This is a genomic window from Microbispora sp. NBRC 16548, assembly GCF_030268985.1.
Taxonomy (GTDB): domain Bacteria; phylum Actinomycetota; class Actinomycetes; order Streptosporangiales; family Streptosporangiaceae; genus Microbispora; species Microbispora catharanthi.
This window is the reverse complement of record NZ_BSSF01000002.1, coordinates 495167-516428: the sequence shown is the minus strand read 5'-3', so window position 1 is coordinate 516428 and position 21262 is coordinate 495167. Positions and strand designations below refer to the sequence as shown.

The window sequence follows — 21262 nt, the reverse complement described above, 5'->3', positions numbered from 1 at the left end:
CCGGCCCACAGCATCCGGCCGACCTGCGTACCGGCGACCCGCACCAGGTGGGGCCTTACCGGCTGGTGCGCAGGCTGGGCGAGGGCGGGATGGGCACCGTCTACCTGGGCGAGGCACCGGACGGCACGCGCGCGGCGGTCAAGCTGCTCCACCACACGATCGCCGCCGACCCCGACTTCCGCCGCCGGTTCCGCCGCGAGGTGGAAGCGGCCAAGCGAGTCGCCCGCTTCTGCACCGCCGCCGTCCTCGATGCCGAAGTGGACGGCGAAACCGTCTATCTGGTCACCGAGTACGTCCCCGGACCGACCCTCCGGGAGGCCGTCGAACGGGACGGACCGCTACGCGGCTCAAGCCTGGACGGACTCGCCGTCAGCATCGCGACCGCCCTGCGCGCCATCCACGCCGCCGGCATCATCCACCGCGACCTCAAACCCGGCAACGTCCTGCTCTCCCCCATCGGCCCCAAAGTCATCGACTTCGGCGTGGCCCACTTGTCGGACACCGCCACGCACAGCAGCGCGGTCGTCGGCACGCCGTCGTTCATGTCTCCCGAGCAGTTCGACGGCGGCCCTCTCACACCCGCCTCCGACGTCTTCGCCTGGGCCGGCACGGTCGCGTACGCCGGCACGGGCCGCGCCCCCTTCGGCAACGGACCGCTGCCGGTCGTCATCAACCGGGTCATCAACGGGGCGCCCGACCTGACCGGCCTCGACGGACCGCTGGGCACGCTCGTCGCCCGCGCCCTGGCCAAGAACCCGGCACAACGGCCGACCGTGCAGGACATCCTGGACACCCTCACCGGATCACCCCCGGTTGAAGAGTCGTGGGTCACGACACTGCCGGGGGGCGGCAGACGCCGCCGCAGGCTGCTGACCGGGGCCGCGGCCGGAGTAGCCGGGCTGGCGCTGATCGCGACGGTGGTCGCCGTATGGCCCTCCGGCGGCAACCCGCACGCCTCGGCGTCCGCGACCTCCTCCGCCACCTCCACGCGCTCTGCGGTGGTGATCCCCGAGGGGCCTACGCCCATCGCCTCCACCGCGTCGAAGGCTCCGACGGGCAGCGGCGGCAACCCGCTTCGCGAGCCCGGCGTACGGTTCGCGTACAAGCAGGAGCCCGACCCGCAGCGCCAGGCGGGCGTCTGGAGCGGGCAGGGCAGGAAGGCCGACGCCGCGCTGATGCGCGCCCTGGCCGCAGTGCCGCATCCCGTGAACCTGAACATGCCGGCCGCCGAGGCCGGGCGCACGGTCGCGTCCACCGTACGGGTGGCCTCCGCCCGTCACGCCGTTCCCGTGTTCGTGACCGATCACGTGCCGATGAAGGACTGCTCCCAATGGGGGGAGCCGGACGAGCGGTCCTACCGGGACTGGATCGACCGGGTGGCGAAGGCCATCGGCAAGGCGCGGACGGTGGTCGTGCTGGAGCCGAACAGCCTGACCAGGCTCCCCGGCTCGAACAGTTGCTCGCAGGGGAGCAAGGCGGGCGCGGCCGAGCGCTACCGCGAGCTCTCGTACGCCGTGAACCGTCTGGGGAAGCTCCCGCACACGGCCGTTTACCTCGACGGCGGCATCAAGGGCTGGCCCAGCCTCGTCGAGATCGCCGACCGGCTCGTGAAGGCCGGGGTGAAGCGAGCCGACGGCTTCTACCTGAACACGGCGGACTTCCAGGAGACCGACGAGCTTCTCCGGTATGGGGAGAGCCTGTCCCGTTGCCTCTACCTGAAGATGAACAGCGGAGGGAGCACCTGCACCGGCGCCGAGATCGACGCGGTGCCGGCCGGGACGCCCCTGACCCACTTCGTCATCGACACCAGCCGCAACGGCAAGGGCGTGTGGCAGCCGCCGGAGGGCAAATACGCCGACCCCCAGATCTGGTGCAACCCTCCGGGCCGGGGCGTCGGCATCCGGCCGACCACCGACACGGGCAGCGAGCTGGCCGACGCGTTCCTGTGGCTCCGCTCCCCCGAGCAGTCCAACGGCCAGTGCACGCGAGGCGGCCACGGTCCCCAGGACCCCGTCTACCACCAGGTCGACCCCCAAGGCGGCACCTGGTGGTCGGTGCTCGCCCTCGACCGCGCCCGCAACGCCGTCCCCCCGCTGCGCTGAACTACGGCCATCGTGGGAGACGACGGCGGACGAGGAGATCGACAACTCAGGAGGATTCTGTCCAATGGCGACTTACGTGTTGATCCACGCTGCGGCGGTCGATTCCTGGTATTGGGGACCGCTCTCGGCCGCCCTGCGCGACCGGGGCCACGACGTGGTGGCGCCGGACCTGCCGTGTGATCAGGAGTCGGCCGGGCTCGTGGAGTACGCGGACACGGTGGTCGAGGCGATCGGCGGGCGCACCGGTCTGGTCGTCGTCGCCCACTCGTTCGGCGGGTTCACCGGCCCGCTGGTGTGCGACCGGGTGCCTGCCGACCTGCTCGTGATGCTCCAGGCCCAGATCCCGGCTCCCGCCGAATCACCCGGCGAATGGTGGGGCAACACCGGCTACTGGGCGGCACGGGAGGAAGCCGACCGGCGCCGAGGCGTCCCGGGCGGAATGGAGGAGGACACGTCCTCCCTCGTGCTGCACGACACCCCGACCGACCTGGCCGCCGAGTTCGTCACCCGACACCAGCGGCACCAGGCGCCTACCCCGTTCGGCACGCCGTGGCCGCTGGCCTCCTGGCCGGACGTGCCGACCAGGTTCCTGATGGCTGCCGGCGACCGCTTCTTCCCGGCCGAGTTCATGCGCGGGATCGTCACCGAGCGTCTCGGTTTCCAGCCGGACGAAATGCCTGGTGATCACTGTCCGATGCTCGGCCACCCGAAGGAGCTGGCCGACCGCCTTGAGGCGTACCGCATCGGGCTCTGAACAGTGCTGACTCGTCAATCGCCGTTGGCCTTGCGGAGGCGGGCGCGGACCGTACGGCGGACCAGCGGGCCCATGTCCTCCAGGACGGCGACCAGGCCGGCGAGCTGCTCCACGCTGTCGAAGGCGCGCTCCGCGCCGTCCTTGTCGACGCCCTCGTACAGTTCGAGACCGACGAAGGCCGCCGCGGTGGCGCGGGCCAGCCCGGCGACGTCCACGAACTCCGCCAGCGGGGTGCCGGCCAGCACTCGGTGGAGGACGTCCTCGACCTCGGCGACCCACATGCCGAGGCCGGCCGCGGTGGCGGGGGCGAGTTTGTCGTCCATCTGGCTGCCCGCGAGCATCTGGGCGAGCACGGCCAGGCTCCCCGCCTCGCGCTCGTCGGCGTGCAGGGAACGGCCGAGGTCGAGCAGTTCCTTCAGGGAGTTCACAGCCGCGAACCGAGCCCGATAGACCGCCACCCGCTGTTCCGACCCGTGCCGCAGGGCCGCGGCGAGGAGGTCGTCGACGCTGCCGAAGTGGTAGAAGACGAGCGCCTGGTTCACCCCGGCCGTGGAGGCGATCGCCCGCGCAGAGGCCCCCGCGATGCCCTGGGTGCGCAAGGTCTCCAGAGCGCCTTCGAGCAGCCGCGTACGGGTGTCGCCCATCGTCTCCCCCTTCGTTCCTCTTCGCGGCTTCACCGTAGCGGCACGTGTTCGGCCATGGCCCGGCCCGGCGGCGGTCAATAAGATCCGTAGTGACCTGACCTTCCGGACATCCCAGCGGGGGCGATGTGAACGGCGGCAGCGAGGCGGGGGGCTTACCCGGGCAGCATGAGTCCGGCCTGCGTACCGGTGACCCGCACCAGGTGGGGCCTTACCGGCTGGTGCGCAGGCTGGGCGAGGGCGGGATGGGCACCGTCTACCTGGGCGAGACGCCGGACGGCACGCGCGTGGCGGTCAAGCTGCTCCACCACACGATCGCCGCCGACCCCGACTTCCGCCGCCGGTTCCGCCGCGAGGTCGAGGCGGCCAAGCGAGTCGCCCGCTTCTGCACCGCCGCCGTCCTGGACGCCGAAGTGGACGGCGAAACCGTCTATCTGGTCACCGAGTACGTCCCCGGACCGACCCTCCGGGAGGCCGTCGAACGGGACGGACCGCTACGCGGCTCAAGCCTGGACGGACTCGCCGTCAGCATCGCGACCGCCCTACGCGCCATCCACGCCGCCGGCATCATCCACCGCGACCTCAAACCCGGCAACGTCCTGCTCTCCCCCATCGGCCCCAAAGTCATCGACTTCGGCGTCGCCCACCTGACCGACATGGCCGGACACATGAGCACCGCGGTCGTCGGGACACCCTCGTTCATGTCTCCCGAGCAGTTCGACGGCGGCCCCCTCACACCCGCCTCCGACGTCTTCGCCTGGGCGAGCACGATCACCTATGCGGGCACGGGCCACGCCCCCTTCGGTCACGGATCGCTCCCCGTCGTGCTCAACCGAGTCGTCAACGGGGAACCCGACCTGACCGGCCTCGACGGACCGCTGGGCACGCTCGTCGCCCGCGCCCTGGCCAAGAACCCGGCACAACGACCGGCCGTACAGGACATCCTCGACACGCTCACCGGTTCTGCGGCACCTTCCGTCGCCACTCTTCCCGGGGGTGGTGGGAGACGCCGCCGCAGCCTGATGATCGGGACCGGGGCGGGCGCGCTGGCCCTGGTAGCGGCGGTGACCGCCACTTGGCTCGGCACCTCGTCGGGCTCGCCCTCGTCCGGCTCGTCCGCCACCTCATCCGCCACCTCGGCTGCCTCCGTGGCCGCCGCGCTCCCGTCCGCTTCCGTCGCCGGCACCAGTGGCAATCCGCTGCGGGAGCCCGGCGTACGGTTCGCGTACAAGCAGGAGCCCGACCCACAGCGCCAGGCGGACGCCTGGGACGCCCAAGGTAGGAAGGCCGACGCCGCGCTGATGCGCGCCCTCGCCGCGGTGCCGCACTCGGTGAACCTGAGCGGACCGGCCACTGAGGCCGAGGACACCGTCAGGTCCACGATGCGGCTCGCCGCGGCCCACGATGCCGTGCCGGTGTTCCTCACCGATTACATCCCCCTGACGGACTGCTCCGATCGCGGGGCGCCGAACGAGCAGGCGTACCGGGACTGGATCGACCAGGTCGCGGCCGGCATCGGCGCGGGCCGGGCGGTGGTCGTGCTCGAACCGAACAGTCTGACCAAAGTGCCCGGCACCGACAACTGCGAGACAGGCGGCACCGCGGGGACCGCCGAGCGCTACCGCGAGCTCGGCTACGCCGTCGACCGCCTGGGGGCGCTGCCGCACACGGCCGTCTACCTCGACGGCGGCATCCAGGGCTGGCCCGAGTCCGTCTCCGATATCGCCGATCGGCTGGTCAAGGCCGCGATAGGGCGGGCTGATGGCTTCTATCTGAACAGCTCGGACTTCCAGCACACCGACAGCCTTCTCCGATATGGGGAAAGGCTCTCCCGCTGCGTCTACCTCGTCGCCGCCAAGGGCGGAAGCGCGTGTGCGGGTGCCGACATCGACGCCGTGCCGGCCGACGCACCGCTGACGCACTTCGTCATCGACACCAGCCGCAACGGCAGGGGCGTGTGGAAGGCTCCCGAGGGCAAGTACGCCGACCCCCAGTTGTGGTGCAACCCTCCAGGACGGGGCGTCGGCCCCCGCCCGACCACCGACACCGGCAGCGAGCTCGCCGACGCGTTCCTGTGGATCCGCGATCCCGGCCAGTCCAACGGCCGGTGCCTCCGGGGCGGCTCCGGGCCGGAGGATCCGGTGCGTCACCAGGTGGACCCCGTTGGCGGCACCTGGTGGCCCGCCCTCGCCCTCGAACGCGCTCGCAACGCCGTGCCCCCGCTGCGTTGAGCTCACAGGCGTGCCTCTTCACGCCGCGGCTTCAGGGCGGCGGGCACGCCGTGCTCCGTGACGTCGACGTACCGGGCTTCGAATGCGCCCCAGTAGCCGAACATCGGGCCCAGTGTGTGGTGCGAGACCGTCACCCCGACGCGGAACTCCCCCGCCTCGTCGTCGTACGACTCCCTGACGACGGCGGTGCCGGTAATCAGCGCGGGAAGACGGCAGGAGAGCCGGCCCTCGTGCAGGCGGAACCCACTGGAGCGGATGACGAGGCCCCCGCGCTCGTCCACCTGAAAGTCCAGGTCCACGGCCAGATGCTGGTGCGAGCCCAGGTAGTCGACGATGCCGTCTTTTTCGAGGTCGTACACCATCTGGGCGTCGAACCGCCTGGGGCGGCCTGGCAGGTCGAAGGTGCGGACGAAGCTGACCGTCTCCCGCCCGTACGAGTCGACGTACGGGTAGTTCTCGATGGTGAACGGCACCTGCCGGCCCTGCTCGGGGATCAGGATGTTGCGGGTTCCGCCGAGGGCGAGGAACGGCCGGGTGAAGCCCGCGTGCCAGATGTGCTCCATCACCCCCGTGCCGACGCAGGCCCGCCCGTCGGTGACGCTGACGCCGAACCGGCGCCGCAGTTGCGGGTGCAGCCGGTCGAAGTCAGCGCCGAGGACGCGTTCGAAAATCGAGGTCATGGTGTCTCCAGGTAAGTCAGGGGAGCTTTCGACGCCAGCCGATCGGGCGGACGGCGCAGGCATCGGCGAGCCGCGGGAGTTGACGGGAGCGGCGGCAAGAGGACGGCCGCCGCTCCTATCAGGCAGGCGACGGCGGCCGGGGTCGCCTGTATAGCGATGCCGGCGGCGAGCACGCGTACGCACAGTTCGGCGAGGGCCTGCCACAGGGACCGCTCGGGCGTCCTTCCGGTCTCCAGCCAGAGGCGAAGCCGGTCGAAGGACCAGGCCGTCGCCCAGCCGATGAGCGGCCGGAACATGAAGTCCACGGCCTTGCCCCAGCCAGGGCGGTAGCCGTACCGGGTGATGAAGCGGACGCCGTCGCTCGTGGGGACGTACCGCCAGTAGCCGGAGCCGGAGCGGATCAGCGAGAGCGGATAGTCCGAGGAGAACCGCAGCGCCGACGTCCTGCCGTCAGCGTCGTGCCGGTCCCCGGTGGTGATGCCGGTGCCCTTGATGACAAGCCCGGGCAGGAGCTTGAAGGTGTACAGGAACCGCTGCGGCTCGCCGTCCGCACGCGGCAAATAGTCGATCTCCGTGAACCGAAGATCCCACCGTTTGTGCAGCTCAGGCCGCTGCGTCTGCCCCCAAAGGGCGTCCATGTCCGCCCGAATGAAGCACTCGACATACACGAACCGAGCCACGCATGCCCTCCAACGCCTTGAGCGACCGCTTAAAACCGAGGATAGGCCGCTTTAAGCGAGCGCTCAAGACGGGCATTGATGCGAGCTACTACGGCCGCGGGGTAGAGGAGTGCAAGCGAACGACCGGCGGCACAATGACCCCTCGCGTCAGGACGGAAACAAGCATGACTTCCCATTTCAGCACATAATGTTACAAAGTGGGCACATCCCGACCCTCACTGCGACCGGCCATGATGCCATCACCGATTCGTCCAGCTATCTTGATTGTGACTCACCAAGTGGAGTTACAGCCCGGATCGCCCCTTATATGCCATCTGTCCGGGTTGGACATCCGCCACGCAGCCTGATGCCGAGATAGAAATGCGCCACCGGAGATTCCATGGACGAGTTCGATGACAATTACGACACTTTCAAGGCTCTCCTGGACATCTACACGCCATCAGAGGCGATCAAGAGGCTTGAGCTCATGGGAGCCAGCACCGCCGTCATCCAGAAGATCCGGGAGCAACACGAGCGGCAGACGATTCGGATCAAGGAGCTCGAGGAGCCCCGCTCCATCGTCCTAGACAACCGGAATACCTGGTACACCGGGCCGTCGCCGCATGACAAGTGCTGGCCAGCGATAGTCGGCCGGCTGGAGATGTCCGGCTGGTCCGAATCTGCCATCAAAAGTCTCGACACCGCCTCGACCCGGATAGTCTCGCTGCTGCGCCACCCCAAGGAGAAGGCGTTCTCGACTCAAGGGCTCGTTGTCGGATACGTGCAGTCGGGCAAGACGACCAACTTCACGGCGGTAATGGCGAAGGCGGCCGACCGCGGATACAAGCTGTTCATCGTCCTCGCTGGCATTCACAACGGTCTTCGCCGACAGACTCAGGCCCGACTCGTCCAGCAGCTCGTGGAGCCCAACCCCACTCGCTGGCATCAGTTGACCGATCTTGATCGAGACTTCGTCCCGACCGCCAATGCCGCGTCGTTCTTTGGCAAGAACAACAAGGCGCATGTGCTCTGCGTTATCAAGAAGAACGCCACCATCCTCCGCAAGTTCGCGAAGTGGCTCGAATCCGCATCGGACTATCTACAGGACTGCCCCGCGCTGGTCATCGATGACGAGGCCGACCAGGCGACGGTCGCCACCAAGACGATCAACCCGAGAATCAGGCAGATCCTCGGGCATCTGCCCAAGTCTGCATACGTGGGCTATACCGCCTCGCCTTTCGCAAATCTGCTCATCAACCCCAGCGCAAAGGATCTCTATCCAAAGGACTTCATTGTCAACCTGCCGAAGCCGGATGGGCACTTCGGCACCGAGGTGCTCTTCGGCCGGTACGCGCTCGACGGCGAGGATCCGGAGGACGTCGACGACGGCTACGACATGATCCGTAGGGTCCCAGACGAGGATGTAGAACGCGTACGTCCACTCAAAAGGGCCGATGTCTACGGATTCACACCTCAGATCACCGAAACGTTACGCGATGCCATCCGTTACTTTTGGCTGGTCACGGCGGCCCGGCGGGTGCGCGGTGCCGGAACCCCCCACAGCACGATGCTCATTCATACAAGCGTGAACACTGCGGTTCACAACAGCTTCAAAATGCCTTTGACGCGCCTCCGCGACGACATGAGGACCGACCTCGACAATCTGGACGTTCTTCAAAATCTTCGGAACCTGTGGGACACCGAGACGGCCCGGGTGCCAGCCGAAGACTTCGGCGAGGTCAAGATAGAGTTTGACGAAGTTCTTTCCCACTTGCCCGGCGTCCTTGACGATTGTCGGATTGTCATGGACAACTCCAGCAGCGAGGACCGCCTCGACTACGAGAACGGCCCGGTCGTGGCAATCGCGGTCGGCGGCAACACCCTTTCACGCGGCCTGACATTGGAAGGCCTGTCAGTCAGCTACTTTGTGCGGGCGGTATCCGCGTACGACACTCTCCTACAAATGGGACGCTGGTTCGGCTACCGCGACGGCTACGCCGACCTGCCCCGCATTTGGATGACGACAGAGCTCAGCGATTGGTTCCGGCACCTCGCAACGGTCGAGACAGAAATGCGACGGGACATCGACGTCTACATGACGGAGGACAAAAATCCCCTGACCTTCGCAGTGCGTCTTCGAACACACCCCGCACTCCGGGTCACCCAGGCGGCCAAGATGAAGGACGCGGTGAAGGCCGCCTCCGCGTACGGCGGTCAGCGCGTGCAGACACGATACTTCCGCACCGATGGCCAGTGGCTTCTCGACAACCAGGAAGCCGCGAAGCGGCTCGTCGGCAAGGCGATGCAGCACGCAAGCCGATACGACGCGCGCCCGGAGGACGGTCGGTTCGTCTTCCGCAACGTCCCATATGACCTGGTCATCGAATTTCTTAGGAAATACCACTTCCACGAGAAGTCCATGGAATGCGACGCCAAGCTGCTCGTCGGCTACATCGAGAAGCGTGTCCAAGGTGCAGGTTCCCTTCGACGATGGAACGTCGCCATCGTGGGGAACCCGACGGGGAACAGCGACACTGCTTTCGAATTTGCCCCTGGGGTGGCAGTCCACCGGATCATCCGAGCACGACTACAGACTGAAGAGGTGGGCTACGCCGACATCAAGACGCTGATGAGCCGCCGGGATGCGGCCATCGACCTCGACGGCGAGACGAGCAACCTCACCGAGCAAGAGATCAAGTCAGAACGGCAGAAGCAACTACCCAATACGGGATTGCTGGTGCTCTACCCGATCGACAAGGTCTCGACCCCGCCCGAACGGAAGAAGCAGCTCCGCAAACCGCTGAACGCCGACGAGCATGTGATCGGCGTCGGTCTGGTCTTTCCGCAACCTCACGGTGAGGACAGCACCGTTGAGTGGATCTCTGCGGACCTCTCGGGTGTCGAGATCGAAGAAGAGGACCTCAGCCCCATCGAGGCCGAGGAGTCCCCGTGAAGGACAGGCACCGCGACCTCATTGATCAACACTGGATAGCACTGGAGTCCCGGCAGGTCTCGAAAGAACGCAAAGTGCGAGTTTCTGAGCTTCCTCTCGGCAGCGCCCAGGGCCGACTGTCAGCCGCAGTAGATCACGAGGGCCATCGTCACATTCTGGTTCCGATTAGTCCACAACAACCTGTACGCCGGGGGCTCGACGGGCCGGTCCTTATACTCCGGAAGCGCCCTCTCGAAGACGAGGACACCTATCAGACGTATGCCGACCTCTGCTGCCTGCGTCCAGATCTGAATGACCTATTCACGATGCTGTGCGCGGATGTGCTGGAGACGACCGGTGCGATGCCCGATAAACCGCTCAAGGCCCTCTACCGAGTGCTGGACCGGTGGAAGGCGCTGTTCCAGACCAAGGGCGCACCGCTCGGGGCCGACCAGCTCGCAGGGTTATACGGGGAGCTGAAGGTGCTCGTTCGGCTGTTCGAGAAGGATGGCAGCGCCCACCGGTTGTGGCATGGACCCCGTGGCCATCACCACGACTTCTCCGCAGGCGGCGCCGCAGTCGAAGTCAAGGCGTCGACCGCTGGCGAGGGTCGTCGAGTTCGTGTCCACGGACTTGAACAGTTAGAGCCGCCAGTGGACGGAACTCTGCAACTCGTCTATTACAAGCTGGAGCGAGTATCCGATCAGGGCGAGAGCGTTCCCGAACTGGTCGACCGAGCGCTCAGGCTCTGCGACGACGAGGCCGCCTTACTCAGGCTGCTTGCCAACGCCAACTATCGCTCCGCCGACACTGCCTTCTATCAGGACGTCCGCTTCTCCACTACCGAAGAGCGCTGGTACCAAGTAGGCATGGAGTTCCCCAAGCTCACAGGTAACGATCTCGCAGCGGTAGGCATCCCGATCAGGGTCAGGGACGTCACCTACACGATCGACCTCTCCAGCGAGCCGCCGACCCCCTTGGGACCAGAGCAAGTGGAAGAACATCTCAGCACGCTACTCCAGGAGTCCTCATGACGAAGGTGTCATGGTTCTCTCAGCCATTTCCCCCCGAAGGCGCGAGCGTGGCGGAGGGAATACGCAACCAGCTCGGTCGTCCTGAGCTTGACTTGCTGACGATCCTGATTCGGGAATCGGCGCAGAACAGCTGGGACGCCCGCTTGCGTCACCGTCCCCAACCAGTTGACTACGCGATCAGCATGTGGACCGTAAGTCCTGCACATGCAGGAGCGTGGCGCGAGTTGCTGTTGCAGAGCGCTCCTCCCAATGAACATCTACCGATCCGTCAGTCGCTGAAGCCTGCGCTCATCAGGGTGATGGCGATATCAGACCGCGGTACCACCGGCCTCCGCGGTCCCACTCGTGCCGATAAGGCCGTGACCAAAGACCACGATTTCGTATCCTTCGTGCGTAATGTCGGAGAGCCACGCGACACCGAGCTCGGCGGTGGTACCTACGGGTTCGGCAAGGGCATCTTCTACCTCATCTCCCGGCCTGGAACGGTCCTCTTACACACGCGTTGCGAAGTGGACGGCGGATATGAAACCCGGCTGATGGGCTGCGCGCTCTGGAACAGCTATGTGGCCGACGAGCCTGGCGGACCCACGCGATACACAGGCCGGCACTGGTGGGGCGATGTCAGCGGTGAAGTCGTCGAACCTTTGGTCGGTGCAGAGGCCGACGACATGGCACGCCAGCTCGGTCTGAGACCTTTCGGGCCAGGGGAGACCGGCACCACAGTCATCGTGATCGATCCGGACTTGAGCGGTCGTGAGCCATCCGTGGTTGCCGCCTATCTCGCCGAGACCATTTCATGGCACCTATGGCCCAAGATGCTCGAAGCATCCGTTGGCGATGGCCTACCCGCGATGCGCTTCTCGGTGACTTGCGACGGACTTGACTATCCGGTTCCAGACCCGCACAAGACTAGGCCGCTCAACCTCTTCGTCGCTGCATATGAAGCCATGCACGGCCCCGATGGCAAGGTATTGGAGTGCTACAAGCCCAAAAAACGCCTAGGTAGGCTCGGCTTGATTAAGCGGCCAGCACCCGCCCTGGAGGCCACCGATGCGTCGCGCATGGTGGAAATTGAAAACACCGTACATCACATATGCCTCATGCGCCCGGCCGAGCTCGTGGTGACGTACCGGCCGGGGCCGAAGCCCTCGAGCGAGTATCAGCACTATGCCGGTGTTTTCCGGGCCGATCCCGAAATGGACGAGACGTACGCGAGAGCGGAGCCCCCGACTCACGACGCCTGGAATCCCCAGTCCCTCGACTATCCGGAGAGCACCTTCGTCAACACGACGTTCCGTCGCATTGATGAAGCGCTGGCCGGACTACTCGATCTCGGCGGCGGGGTGCGGGGAGGTGCCGCCAAGATCGCTCTGGGAGCCGCCAGCACACGTTTCTCTTCGCTCATCGGCGGCGCATGGGGTGTGGGCGGTGCCACCGCGTACAGCAAACCCGGCAGCACCGATTCGGGAACCGCGGGCGGTCAGGGCGGAGGGGGCATCGAGGGAGGCACTGCGGATCGGCCGGCGACCGACTCGACGACTCCCACCGGAGGAGCAGGTAAGGGAGGCGGAACGGGACCGAACCTCGCGCGTCGACGCCGGCCGCGGGTCGAGTACATCGGGGACCCCTACCACGGTGAGCGTTTCGGTGCACCGGTGTTGATCCAGGAGTTCCGTCTACCTGTGCCCGGAAGCCAGCTGGTGCGTGTCGATCTAGCTGTGGCTTTAGTGGGCGCAAGCGGGCGTGAAACCGATCCGCCGCTGAACGCGGAGATGCCCACTCTGATCGGGTGGGAGGACGCGAGCGGATCTTTACACGAGATTCCGTCCTGCCATATCACGGGCGGTGACGGTTTGATCTGGCGCGCGATAATACGTCCTGCACGAGACACGATGACAGAAATCGACATCATCACCGATCCCGTGCAGGCATCATGAGCCGTCGCGCCCTGCCCTACCGCCGTCCCTCCGAGGACGTCGTGCAAGCTGAGCCGTGGTTCCTGGTGACCGAGGACGGCGATATGCCGCTGCACGAGTCCTTGTCCGATTGGGATTACCAGATGGACTTACGACTGCGGCGCAAGGTCCAGGTCGACGTCGACCGAGCCCGAGCCGAGACAGGGCTCTCACCCGAGACTGCACTCACCTTGGCCATCGTCTGGACCGCCACAGGATCCAATCTGCGTGGCCCCGGAGCCCGTAGAAGAATCGAAGGCGGCGGGTTACAGCAAGTCGAGATCACGACTAACCTCCGTGGGTCCGATCTCGGCGGGGTACTCATGCTGGACACGGTCCTGGTGCTGCCAGAGGCTCTCACGACAGGAGGGCCGTCGTCGCCTCGACGCGGCGGCTCCGTGCTCTGGAGCGACCGCAGATCTCTGCGCCTTCAGGGCGATGCGCCACAATTCCCGATGGCGGTGATCGACTTCGCAAAAACCTCCTTCCCTGAAAGCGCAGCCTGGCACCTCCAGATCGGCGGCACTCTGCACGGGGCAGCGATGGGCTCGTTGCTCTTGTTGGTAAACGAGAAGAACGCCGCCACGGCGACCGCATTCCAGAATGCAGCGAAGCCGCGGCCCGTCGACAAAGTCGTTCTATCGGCGGTCTATGCCGACGTCGCACGCGTAATGATCGAGCATGCGCTGCGGCATGAAGAGTTCGAAGACGAGGCGGTCTTCTCCGACGACACCTTGGGTTCCACGCTGCTGTCGCTGTTCCATCGCCTGTTCCCGGGCTCATCTATAAACGATGTCCGACTCAGGTTCAACCACTCCCCCAGCCTCTTCTCTTCAGAATTGCAGGCTGCAGTCAAAATATTCGAGGATGTTTGATGGGCCTCCTCTACCCCCGACTCCTTGCTGGTCAGGCGGGGCCGTTGCACTACAGCTACCGGCACCTGCCTATTTCCGACCTTACGCAGCTCGCCGCCGCCAGTCACGAATCGGCCGTTTACGTCGCCACAGGAGGTGACCGAATCTCCGAGGCCAGGCTCCGCGAGCTGCGACAGTTGGTGGTGGACCTAGCGAAGAACTCAGGTTTCCCGCACGAATCAAATCGAGAACTCCGGGCGGCATTCGATGTGAGCCTCGCAGAGGTTCTGCATACCGAAATGGAGATCGTGCCCGCCGAGGCCGCCTCTGGGGACGTGTGGGCTTTCCTCGCCCTAGTGCTGCTTCCAGACGTGGCCTACTGGAGGTATCCGGCACCACCCGGGGACCGCGTCCTTGGCACCGACCTCACACGGCACGTATTCGGACGCATGTGGTGGCGTGCCCAGCTTGTGCGTTCTTCAGACGATCCTGAGCCTTATGCAGCCTTGAATATCCTCGGCGAGGCCGCATTCGACCAAATCTATGCGCGCCGGCGGGCGCTCGGTAACAGCCCGCACCTGGTCAAGGCCATCCTGCGCATTTGGAACGGACTCGACCTTCGCGGATTCGACGAACGCAAAACCTTGCAGGACTTCCTGAAAAGACTACTTCGGCTGGCTCCCTTCGTTCTCTTCGAGTGTCTCGACGAGCGATCACTAGATGCTGAGCTTCGCGCCGCCGCTAGGGAGAGCGTTACCGCGCTGCTCAGTACAACGAGTCTGACGGAGGACGAACGGCAGGCCAAGATAGCTGCGGTCTTCGGCGGCTCCTCGAATGCGACGGGGGGCTGATCAGCGTCCTTTACCGAAAGCTCGAGAGGCCCGGATAGCTCGCACCGCCTCCGCAACGCGATGTGCCGCCTCTACGGGATTCTCGTGCTCCCAGATCCTGATGACGGACCAGCCTGCCTCCCTGAGCATGCGATCGGTCTCCAGATCTCGCTCGCGGTTGCGGCGCACCTTCTCCGCCCAGTAATCGGCATTGGTCTTGGCCACACTGTGATGTGCAGGGCACCCGTGCCAAAAGCAGCCGTCGAGGAAGACTGCGACACGTATGCGGGGGAAGACCATGTCGGCCGTCCGTCGGACCGCGGGCAAGGGACGCGCGGCCACGTTGTAACGCAGGCCAAGAGCGTGAACTGCTCGTCGCAAAGCGAGCTCAGGCTTGGTATCGCGAGGCCGATTGGATCTCATGCTCGCCCGAGTGCCTTCACTCGAAGCCCAGGACTCTGCTCTCGACCCCATGAGGTACAAGGTACGCGGGAACCGATTGATCACCGACACATCCCACTGTCCCGGGACCGCTCTCTCTACTGCCTTGGCCAGCCTCGTGCAAGAGCTGCCGCCCAAGCACGGTCGGTCCCCTTTAGCCTTTGTCCTCGTGCAGCGCGGAACCCCGAGGAGCAACAGGTCGAACGTGGCTGCATGCTGTAGTGCCTCGGAGTCGGGACCGGCATGCTCGGCAGGCATGTCTCAGCGTCCAGCGTGCGGACGTGCGCAAAGAAAGAGTATGCTTTCGGACATCATGAAGATCCTTAACGGTTTGTCGACGGCGGGTACTCGCCAGCTCTACGCTCTGTGACATCGCCGGGCAGCCTGGAGATCATGTGTACGGGATCATCGATCTGTTCGCCGGCCCTGGCGGGCTCGACGTGGCAGCAACTTGGCTAGGTATTCCTGTCATCGGCATCGAGTGGGACCCAAACGCTTGCGCCACTCGACGCGCAGCTGGTCTACTCACAGAACAGGGCGATGTACGCCACTTCGAGCCCAGTTGTTTCTCGAACGCCGATGTTCTAGCGGCCGGGCCGCCCTGCCAGACATTCACCGTTGCAGGATCCGGGCATGGACGCAAGGCCCTCGATGAAGTACTCCTTTTCGCTAAACGTATGGGAAACGGTGACGACGTCACCGAAGATCTAAAACAGATACCCGACGAGCGGACCGCTCTGGTATTGGAACCTTTACGATGGGCACTTCGAGCAATAAAGGCTGAGAACCCCTATCGGGCAATCGTCCTGGAGCAGGTTCCGGCCGTCTTGCCGGTGTGGGAAGCCGTAGGCGAAATTCTCGATAAAGAGGGCTACTCTGTGGCGCACGGGGTGCTGCGAACAGAGCAATATGGAATACCCCAGACACGTCGCCGAGCCGTGCTAATCGCACGCCTTGGCGCGGATGCGGCATTACCTAAGCCTACTCATCGTCCATACAGGAAGGGAACGTCGCGCACCGAGGGAGCCGAGAACCTGCTTCCTTGGGTAGCTATGAACGACGTCTTGAACCGGCCAGACCCTTTCGTTGTCGTGTCTAATTATGGCACCGGCGGCGATCCGAAAGCTCGCGGCCGGCGCGCCTCCACCGAGCCATCCTTTACCGTGACTGGCAAAATCTTTCGAAATCGCGTGGTGACACCTAGCGGCGGAAGGAGCCTCCCCCGCTTCTCCTATGCCGAGGCGGGGCGACTCCAAACGTTTCCTACCGACTATCCCTGGTTCGGTAACGACGTCGCCCAGCAGATCGGCAACGCCATCCCTCCCCTGCTTGCCATGCACGTGCTAGTCGCGGCACTTGATATCGACGTGCAGATTCTCGAACGGCGGACCGCTCAGAACCTGCCGCTATGGTCTGAGACTAAAGTTCCGCATTTTGACGTTACCTGCGAGTGATCCCTCAGGCGGACCATCACCTTGCGATCGCCGCGGCGCCGTGGCCTGCGGCGATTGAGTCGACGTGGCGAGCGAGTTCGAAATCGTTGGCAGTCAGCCGGTTGCCTGCGTCGTGTGTGGTGATCACGAAGCGGATTCGCTGCCAGGTGATGTGGATGTCGGGGTGGTGACCGACTTCCCGGGCCTTGGCGGCGACGTACATGGCCAGGTGAACGCACTCGTGGTACGAGTGCTTGAAGGTGCGGGCGATGGTCTCACCCTGGCGTTCCCATCCTGGTAGCCCGCTCAGGTGAGCGGCGATCTCCTCTTCGGACAGCGGCTGGGGGGTCATCGCATCTCCACGTCGATAAGCTCACACGAATTGAGCGACAATATCGGCCAGTTCGCGGCCGGAAGCAGTGCTGGCCCAGGCGGTCGCGTGACGCGGAACGGCCCGAAGCTCTTTGCGTAGCCTGGCCGATCCTGTCCCCTCGACGGCGGAAGCGGCGACTGACACGATCTGAACGACCCGTTCCGGCTCTGGGACAGCGGCCAGAGCGGCGGCCTGACGTGCCCAGAACACGCCGTTGTCGCGACGCGCAGACTCCGGAGCAGTGCCGAGAAGCTGGTCCCAAATAGCGACGGCCTCCCGGTAGGCGCCCAGTCGCAGGTAAGTGGTCGCGCGCTGCACGTCAATGTATCCCTCGGTGCGACGGCAGGCGTTGCCCCAGAGGTATTCGTCGTCAATCCGATCCACGAGTTGTGCCGCCTGATCCAGCAGTCGATCGACGAGGTCCTTTTTCTTCTCCGGCAGCATCGAGTGGCCATGCGCCTGGTGAACCAGCGCGAGTACCCGTGCCTTCGGGCACAGCTTGCTCTCGTCAGCCAGGGCCGCTTCCGCGTAGTCCACGACCATGCGCCCGTCGTCGAGATCCACCGCGAGCATCGCTTGGTTCGTGAGCGCGTAGCTGATCAGTTGCGGGTCCTGCGAGCGGTGGGCCATGTCGAGGGCCATTGCTCGCCAGGCTCCGGAACGGCCGACGTCACCGGCGTCCTGGTACAGCCAGCCGAGGAGCGCCGCGTACGCGACGCCAGCGCCCAGGAGGCCATGGCGTACGGGCGCGTCCGCGGCTTGGGCGAGTTCCCTGATGAGTTCGGCCTGCGTAGCGACGGTCGGGATGAGATGGCGAGGTCCCAGCCACATATCCGCCTTGTAGTGACCGGGGAGCTGTTCGAGGAAGTACATGACGACCTCCGGGGCTACAGAGCCGTGGTGAGGTAAGTACATCGAGGCACCGACATTGATCGGGTCCATCGCCAGGATGTCATCGCGTCTCCCCTGACACGCGGCACCGCACTGACTCGATGCAGCTACGCGGTCCTCGCCGAATAGCTCGACCTCGCCGAGCCCGAAGGCTCGGGCGTACAGGACGCGGTAGGGGTCGCCGGGGCGGTTGTGTCCGGCCTCGTACGCCTTGATGCGGCGGATCATGGTCTCGCGGGAGGGCAGGCGGGGACGGATGTCCTCGTCGGCGGCCTCGACCAGGCGGCGGGCCATCTCACGCTGGCTCCACAACCGATTGCGCCGCTCGGCGCGCAGCCGTACTGCCCATGCGGGTAGGTCGTCGCTCATCGCCTGCACCTCTGCTCGGATCCGGGGGTGATCCCTGGGCGCCCTCAGTTTCCCTCATCCGCACCTGTGCCGGGAAGGTTACGCAGCGCTGTCATAGCAGGTAGCACCGAACGGGGTCCGGCACAGGACCCCTGATCAGGAATCGAGGTCCGAGCTGTGACAGACCGGAAAGGCACCGCGCCGACCGAGGTCTGGCGGGTGATGACGAGCGATGCCGGTCGACTGTGGGCGACTCGCGAGCGGCCGTTCTCCCCCAAGGCCGAAGAAGTCGGAGCCGCCCGGACCGTCGACGGCGACGACCTGGCCGAGCTCTGCCGGGTCATCGCCGAGCAGGAGAGCCTGGCCGCCCTTGCGTCGATTCCCTGACGAAAACGCTTGTCTGGGGCTGCATGTGGCTCCGGAGCAGCCGGGATATGTCGCGATTCGGTGGATGCGGGAGACCAGGCGCAGCGTCCGGGCCCGGGTCGTGGCCCACACCTGCGACTACTGCTCGCCGCTGGCGTACGAACTGTGCTCTTCCGGTGGGCTGCTGTTCGTCCGTCGTACCGACAGAACCGCCAACACGCCGAAGGTCCGGGAAACCGAACGGCTGCCCGACGCACGGGCGCACCGGACGTGGCTGGACCTGCTGCTCGGCCGCGCCCGCTGAAGCCCATAAGACGCCCGCCCGGCGAACCGTCCGAGGCGGGACCACCAACAGGAAAGGAACGCGATGGACCTGTACGACCGCGACCTCGCCGGAGTGCGCTTCCGGCGGCTGTGCGGCGGCAACCAGCAGGAGGAAGACATGGAGTCCTGCGTCGAGCTGGCCCCGATTCCGGGTGAGGCCGACGCCTTCGCCCTGCGTGACAGCAAGAACCCGGATGCCGGGACTCTCCGGTTCACCGGTGCCGAGCTTCGCGCGGCCGGCCTGACCACACTGTAGGAGCACGGTGGCCCCTGCCCGGTGATAGCAGGCAGGGGCCACCCCCACTGTACGGAGCGCCATGCACCTGCACTGCTACGTGTGGAGCGGGTCGGGGGAAGACCTCCGCAACGAGGCCGAGCGACGACCACCGCTGCCGCCCGCCGACCCCGGGACTTTCACGAGCTCCCCGCTGCCGCCGATGCGGACCTGCGACTGGCTGCTGAAGCCGGCCCGCCGGATCGACGCCTCTCCGGCCTCACTCGACGACGCGCTCGCGTGGCTGGCGGAGCGCCACCGTACGGCCCAGGGCTCCTTCCTGCACCCGGCCGACGAGGCCCGGATCGGGCTCGACTTCAGGCTGAAGACCGCCCGCGAGGCGCTCACCAACGGCGTGGACGTGCAGTGGGGCATCTGGCTGACCGGCGGCCGGTTCCTCACCTGCGGCGTGGTGTGCTGCTCCCCCAACCGCCACGCCGCCTACCGCTGCCCCGCCTCCTGACTCTTCTCATCAGTCCAGGACGAGGAACTGCCTGCCATCGATCAGCTCACGGACCGCGTCGAGGTGGCCGGCGTGGGTCGCCGTCTCGACGAGGACGTGGAGGATCGCCGCACGCAAATCGCGCGGCGGCCGGTCGTCGCGGTAATCCGGCCACCAGCGCGGCGCCTGGTCCGGGTCGCTGCAGGCGATCACCTCGTCGGCGCGCGCCACCTCCTCGCGGTACAGGTCGAACACCTCCGAGGCGGGCCGGTCGCCGGGCACCCGCCATGCGTCCGCCGGGGTGGCGAACGAGGCCACCACTTCGGGGTCGGCGCCGAAGACCGCGCGGAACCAGAAGCGCTCGACGTCGAGGGCGAGATGGTGGACGAGGCCGATCGGGGTCCAGGCCGATGGAAGAACCGGGCGCCGGAGGTCGGCCTCGTCCAGGCCGTCCAGGATGTCGAGGACGTGCTGCCGCTTCCAGTTCAGGTAGCCGAAGAGGGACGAAACCTCGCTGGACGCCGATGACGGGCTCACGTTTGGTCTCCCAGATGAAGGGCGTCCAGCAGCCGCTGGAGGGTGACGCGGTCGCCGGTGATCTCCAGCGGCTCCCCGGCCTGCCCGAGTGGCGTTCCGTCGATAACCAGGGCCTTGAGGACGGCGGGAACGGTCCGCAGGGCCGCGTCCCACCGATCAGGCTCGCCCCGGCGAATCGCGAGTTCGCCGCCGGACACGCGGAGGGTGAAGACGTCCCCGCCGACGTCGACCAGGAACGTGGCGTCGAGGTCGCCCAGTCGGGCGGATTCGAGGTGGCTCTTCACAGCGAGCATCAGCGAATCGGTCCCCAGGGGCGTCGTCGTCTCCTTCGGCGGAGAGTGACGACCCCATCGGCCCAGGTGCACGAGAATCGGCTCCAGGTCGTGGCCCCACTCGGTGAGCTCGTAGACCCACGCGCGCGCCGGCGGGCCCAGCTTGCGCCGCCGGATCACCCCGCCCTCCTCCAGATCGCGCAGCCGCTGCGAGAGCACGGTGGGACTGGCGTTGGGCAGGCCGCCCTGCAAATCGCTGTAGCGCTTCGGGCCGAAGAGCAGATCCCGCACGATCATCAACGCCCAGCGCTCGCCGAGCAGATCGAGAGCGCGCGCGGCGGCGCAGGGGTCGCCGTATGTGCGTGCCGTGGTCACGCGCTCATCCTACTCATCCCGGAGCAGATGCTTGCTTTCCCGTAGTGCGGTCCGGCCGCCACAGCCTCACGAAGCGAAGCGCGTCAGCTGGGCATCCCGGCCGGGCAGCTGTGATACGCCTCGACGAGCCATTCGCCGCCGCGCCGAACGAGCGTCCAGGTCGCCAGCTCCCACCGGTCGGCCGGGGGCTCCGCCTCCCCCGCGAACACGGTTGCGCTCCGCGTGACCACGAGAACCACGTCCGGGCCGAGGAGCCGGACGCTCTCCGTCGCGTGAAGGCGCCTGGACCCCTTCAGCGGCCCCGCGAAGGCGGCGCCCATGGCGGACCGGATGCCGTCCCTGCCCCGCAGGTGGACCCCCGGCAGGATCACGGTGGCGTCCTGCGCGTACCGGCCGGCGAACGCGTCGATGTCGCCGTCCGACCACGCGGCCGATGTCACCTCGAACAGGGCCCGTACGGCGCGCTCCTCGACCGGCCCTGCGACCGCCTCGTGAAGTTCCGAACTCATTCCAT

Annotated in this window: 22 protein-coding genes; 13 read left to right on the top strand and 9 right to left on the bottom strand. The window is 66.2% G+C overall.

What is annotated here, in order from left to right:
* Nucleotides 1-47 precede the first annotated feature (47 nt).
* Nucleotides 48-2102: a glycoside hydrolase family 6 protein gene (locus QSK36_RS06805; RefSeq protein ID WP_285781709.1), complete on the top strand. Its 2055-nt coding sequence runs from the start codon at nucleotides 48-50 to the stop codon at nucleotides 2100-2102.
* 64 nt (nucleotides 2103-2166) lie between these two features.
* Nucleotides 2167-2856, top strand: coding sequence for an alpha/beta hydrolase (locus QSK36_RS06800; protein ID WP_285781708.1), 690 nt, complete (start codon nucleotides 2167-2169; stop codon nucleotides 2854-2856).
* Between the two features lie 14 nt (nucleotides 2857-2870).
* Here the strand turns inward: QSK36_RS06800 and QSK36_RS06795 are convergent, their stop codons facing one another.
* Nucleotides 2871-3500 carry a TetR/AcrR family transcriptional regulator gene (locus QSK36_RS06795; protein ID WP_285781707.1) on the bottom strand — a complete coding sequence of 210 codons (630 nt, stop codon included), beginning with the start codon at nucleotides 3498-3500 and terminating at the stop codon, nucleotides 2871-2873.
* A gap of 200 nt (nucleotides 3501-3700) precedes the next feature.
* Here QSK36_RS06795 and QSK36_RS06790 point away from each other — a divergent pair, with 200 nt between their 5' ends.
* Nucleotides 3701-5728, top strand: coding sequence for a glycoside hydrolase family 6 protein (locus QSK36_RS06790; protein WP_285781706.1), 2028 nt, complete (start codon nucleotides 3701-3703; stop codon nucleotides 5726-5728).
* Nucleotides 5729-5730: 2 nt separating this feature from the next.
* On the opposite strand, the gene QSK36_RS06785 is transcribed toward QSK36_RS06790, so the two are convergent.
* Nucleotides 5731-6408: a DUF4166 domain-containing protein gene (locus QSK36_RS06785; protein ID WP_285781705.1), complete on the bottom strand. Its 678-nt coding sequence runs from the start codon at nucleotides 6406-6408 to the stop codon at nucleotides 5731-5733.
* The gene (locus QSK36_RS06780; protein ID WP_285781704.1) at nucleotides 6405-7088 is read right to left on the bottom strand and encodes a hypothetical protein; all 684 of its coding nucleotides are present in this window, start codon (nucleotides 7086-7088) and stop codon (nucleotides 6405-6407) included. The genes QSK36_RS06785 and QSK36_RS06780 overlap by 4 nt, the downstream gene beginning before the upstream one ends.
* A gap of 379 nt (nucleotides 7089-7467) precedes the next feature.
* Here QSK36_RS06780 and QSK36_RS06775 point away from each other — a divergent pair, with 379 nt between their 5' ends.
* Genes QSK36_RS06775 through QSK36_RS06755 form a run of 5 tightly spaced genes read left to right on the top strand, consistent with a single transcriptional unit; the run spans nucleotide 7468 to nucleotide 14693 of the window.
* A complete protein-coding gene (locus QSK36_RS06775; protein WP_285781703.1) occupies nucleotides 7468-10020 on the top strand; it encodes a Z1 domain-containing protein in 2553 nt (850 codons plus the stop codon).
* Nucleotides 10017-11033, top strand: coding sequence for a PD-(D/E)XK motif protein (locus QSK36_RS06770; protein ID WP_285781702.1), 1017 nt, complete (start codon nucleotides 10017-10019; stop codon nucleotides 11031-11033). Before QSK36_RS06775 ends, QSK36_RS06770 begins: the two co-directional genes overlap by 4 nt.
* Nucleotides 11030-12970 carry a hypothetical protein gene (locus tag QSK36_RS06765; RefSeq protein ID WP_285781701.1) on the top strand — a complete coding sequence of 647 codons (1941 nt, stop codon included), beginning with the start codon at nucleotides 11030-11032 and terminating at the stop codon, nucleotides 12968-12970. The genes QSK36_RS06770 and QSK36_RS06765 overlap by 4 nt, the downstream gene beginning before the upstream one ends.
* Entirely contained in the window at nucleotides 12967-13863 is an 897-nt protein-coding gene (locus QSK36_RS06760) for a hypothetical protein (protein WP_285781700.1), read from the top strand. The genes QSK36_RS06765 and QSK36_RS06760 overlap by 4 nt, the downstream gene beginning before the upstream one ends.
* Nucleotides 13863-14693: a DUF6339 family protein gene (locus tag QSK36_RS06755; protein ID WP_285781699.1), complete on the top strand. Its 831-nt coding sequence runs from the start codon at nucleotides 13863-13865 to the stop codon at nucleotides 14691-14693. Before QSK36_RS06760 ends, QSK36_RS06755 begins: the two co-directional genes overlap by 1 nt.
* Here the strand turns inward: QSK36_RS06755 and QSK36_RS06750 are convergent, their stop codons facing one another.
* Nucleotides 14694-15146 carry a very short patch repair endonuclease gene (locus QSK36_RS06750; RefSeq protein ID WP_285781698.1) on the bottom strand — a complete coding sequence of 151 codons (453 nt, stop codon included), beginning with the start codon at nucleotides 15144-15146 and terminating at the stop codon, nucleotides 14694-14696.
* 362 nt (nucleotides 15147-15508) lie between these two features.
* Between QSK36_RS06750 and QSK36_RS06745 the strand changes: the two genes are divergently transcribed.
* Nucleotides 15509-16567: a DNA cytosine methyltransferase gene (locus QSK36_RS06745; protein ID WP_285781697.1), complete on the top strand. Its 1059-nt coding sequence runs from the start codon at nucleotides 15509-15511 to the stop codon at nucleotides 16565-16567.
* Nucleotides 16568-16583: 16 nt separating this feature from the next.
* Here the strand turns inward: QSK36_RS06745 and QSK36_RS06740 are convergent, their stop codons facing one another.
* Both QSK36_RS06740 and QSK36_RS06735 read right to left on the bottom strand, forming a co-directional pair.
* Nucleotides 16584-16898 (bottom strand): 4a-hydroxytetrahydrobiopterin dehydratase, encoded by a 315-nt coding sequence (locus tag QSK36_RS06740; RefSeq protein ID WP_285781696.1) that lies wholly within the window; start codon nucleotides 16896-16898, stop codon nucleotides 16584-16586.
* 21 nt (nucleotides 16899-16919) lie between these two features.
* Nucleotides 16920-18179: a helix-turn-helix domain-containing protein gene (locus QSK36_RS06735; RefSeq protein WP_285781695.1), complete on the bottom strand. Its 1260-nt coding sequence runs from the start codon at nucleotides 18177-18179 to the stop codon at nucleotides 16920-16922.
* Nucleotides 18180-18335: 156 nt separating this feature from the next.
* On the opposite strand from QSK36_RS06735, the gene QSK36_RS06730 reads away from it, so the two are divergent.
* The 4 genes from QSK36_RS06730 to QSK36_RS06715 all read left to right on the top strand — a co-directional run bounded on the left by QSK36_RS06730 (nucleotide 18336) and on the right by QSK36_RS06715 (nucleotide 19585).
* Entirely contained in the window at nucleotides 18336-18545 is a 210-nt protein-coding gene (locus QSK36_RS06730; RefSeq protein WP_285781694.1) for a hypothetical protein, read from the top strand.
* A gap of 64 nt (nucleotides 18546-18609) precedes the next feature.
* A complete protein-coding gene (locus QSK36_RS06725; RefSeq protein ID WP_285781693.1) occupies nucleotides 18610-18828 on the top strand; it encodes a hypothetical protein in 219 nt (72 codons plus the stop codon).
* A gap of 63 nt (nucleotides 18829-18891) precedes the next feature.
* Entirely contained in the window at nucleotides 18892-19104 is a 213-nt protein-coding gene (locus QSK36_RS06720; RefSeq protein ID WP_079315603.1) for a DUF397 domain-containing protein, read from the top strand.
* Nucleotides 19105-19165: 61 nt separating this feature from the next.
* Nucleotides 19166-19585 (top strand): hypothetical protein, encoded by a 420-nt coding sequence (locus QSK36_RS06715; protein WP_285781692.1) that lies wholly within the window; start codon nucleotides 19166-19168, stop codon nucleotides 19583-19585.
* Between the two features lie 9 nt (nucleotides 19586-19594).
* Here the strand turns inward: QSK36_RS06715 and QSK36_RS06710 are convergent, their stop codons facing one another.
* The 3 genes from QSK36_RS06710 to QSK36_RS06700 all read right to left on the bottom strand — a co-directional run bounded on the left by QSK36_RS06710 (nucleotide 19595) and on the right by QSK36_RS06700 (nucleotide 21257).
* The gene (locus QSK36_RS06710) at nucleotides 19595-20101 is read right to left on the bottom strand and encodes a DinB family protein (protein WP_285781691.1); all 507 of its coding nucleotides are present in this window, start codon (nucleotides 20099-20101) and stop codon (nucleotides 19595-19597) included.
* Complete coding sequence (locus QSK36_RS06705; RefSeq protein ID WP_285781690.1) at nucleotides 20098-20748, bottom strand: winged helix-turn-helix transcriptional regulator; 651 nt, start codon at nucleotides 20746-20748, stop codon at nucleotides 20098-20100. The genes QSK36_RS06710 and QSK36_RS06705 overlap by 4 nt, the downstream gene beginning before the upstream one ends.
* 83 nt (nucleotides 20749-20831) lie before the next feature.
* A complete protein-coding gene (locus tag QSK36_RS06700; RefSeq protein ID WP_285781689.1) occupies nucleotides 20832-21257 on the bottom strand; it encodes an SgcJ/EcaC family oxidoreductase in 426 nt (141 codons plus the stop codon).
* Nucleotides 21258-21262 lie beyond the last annotated feature (5 nt).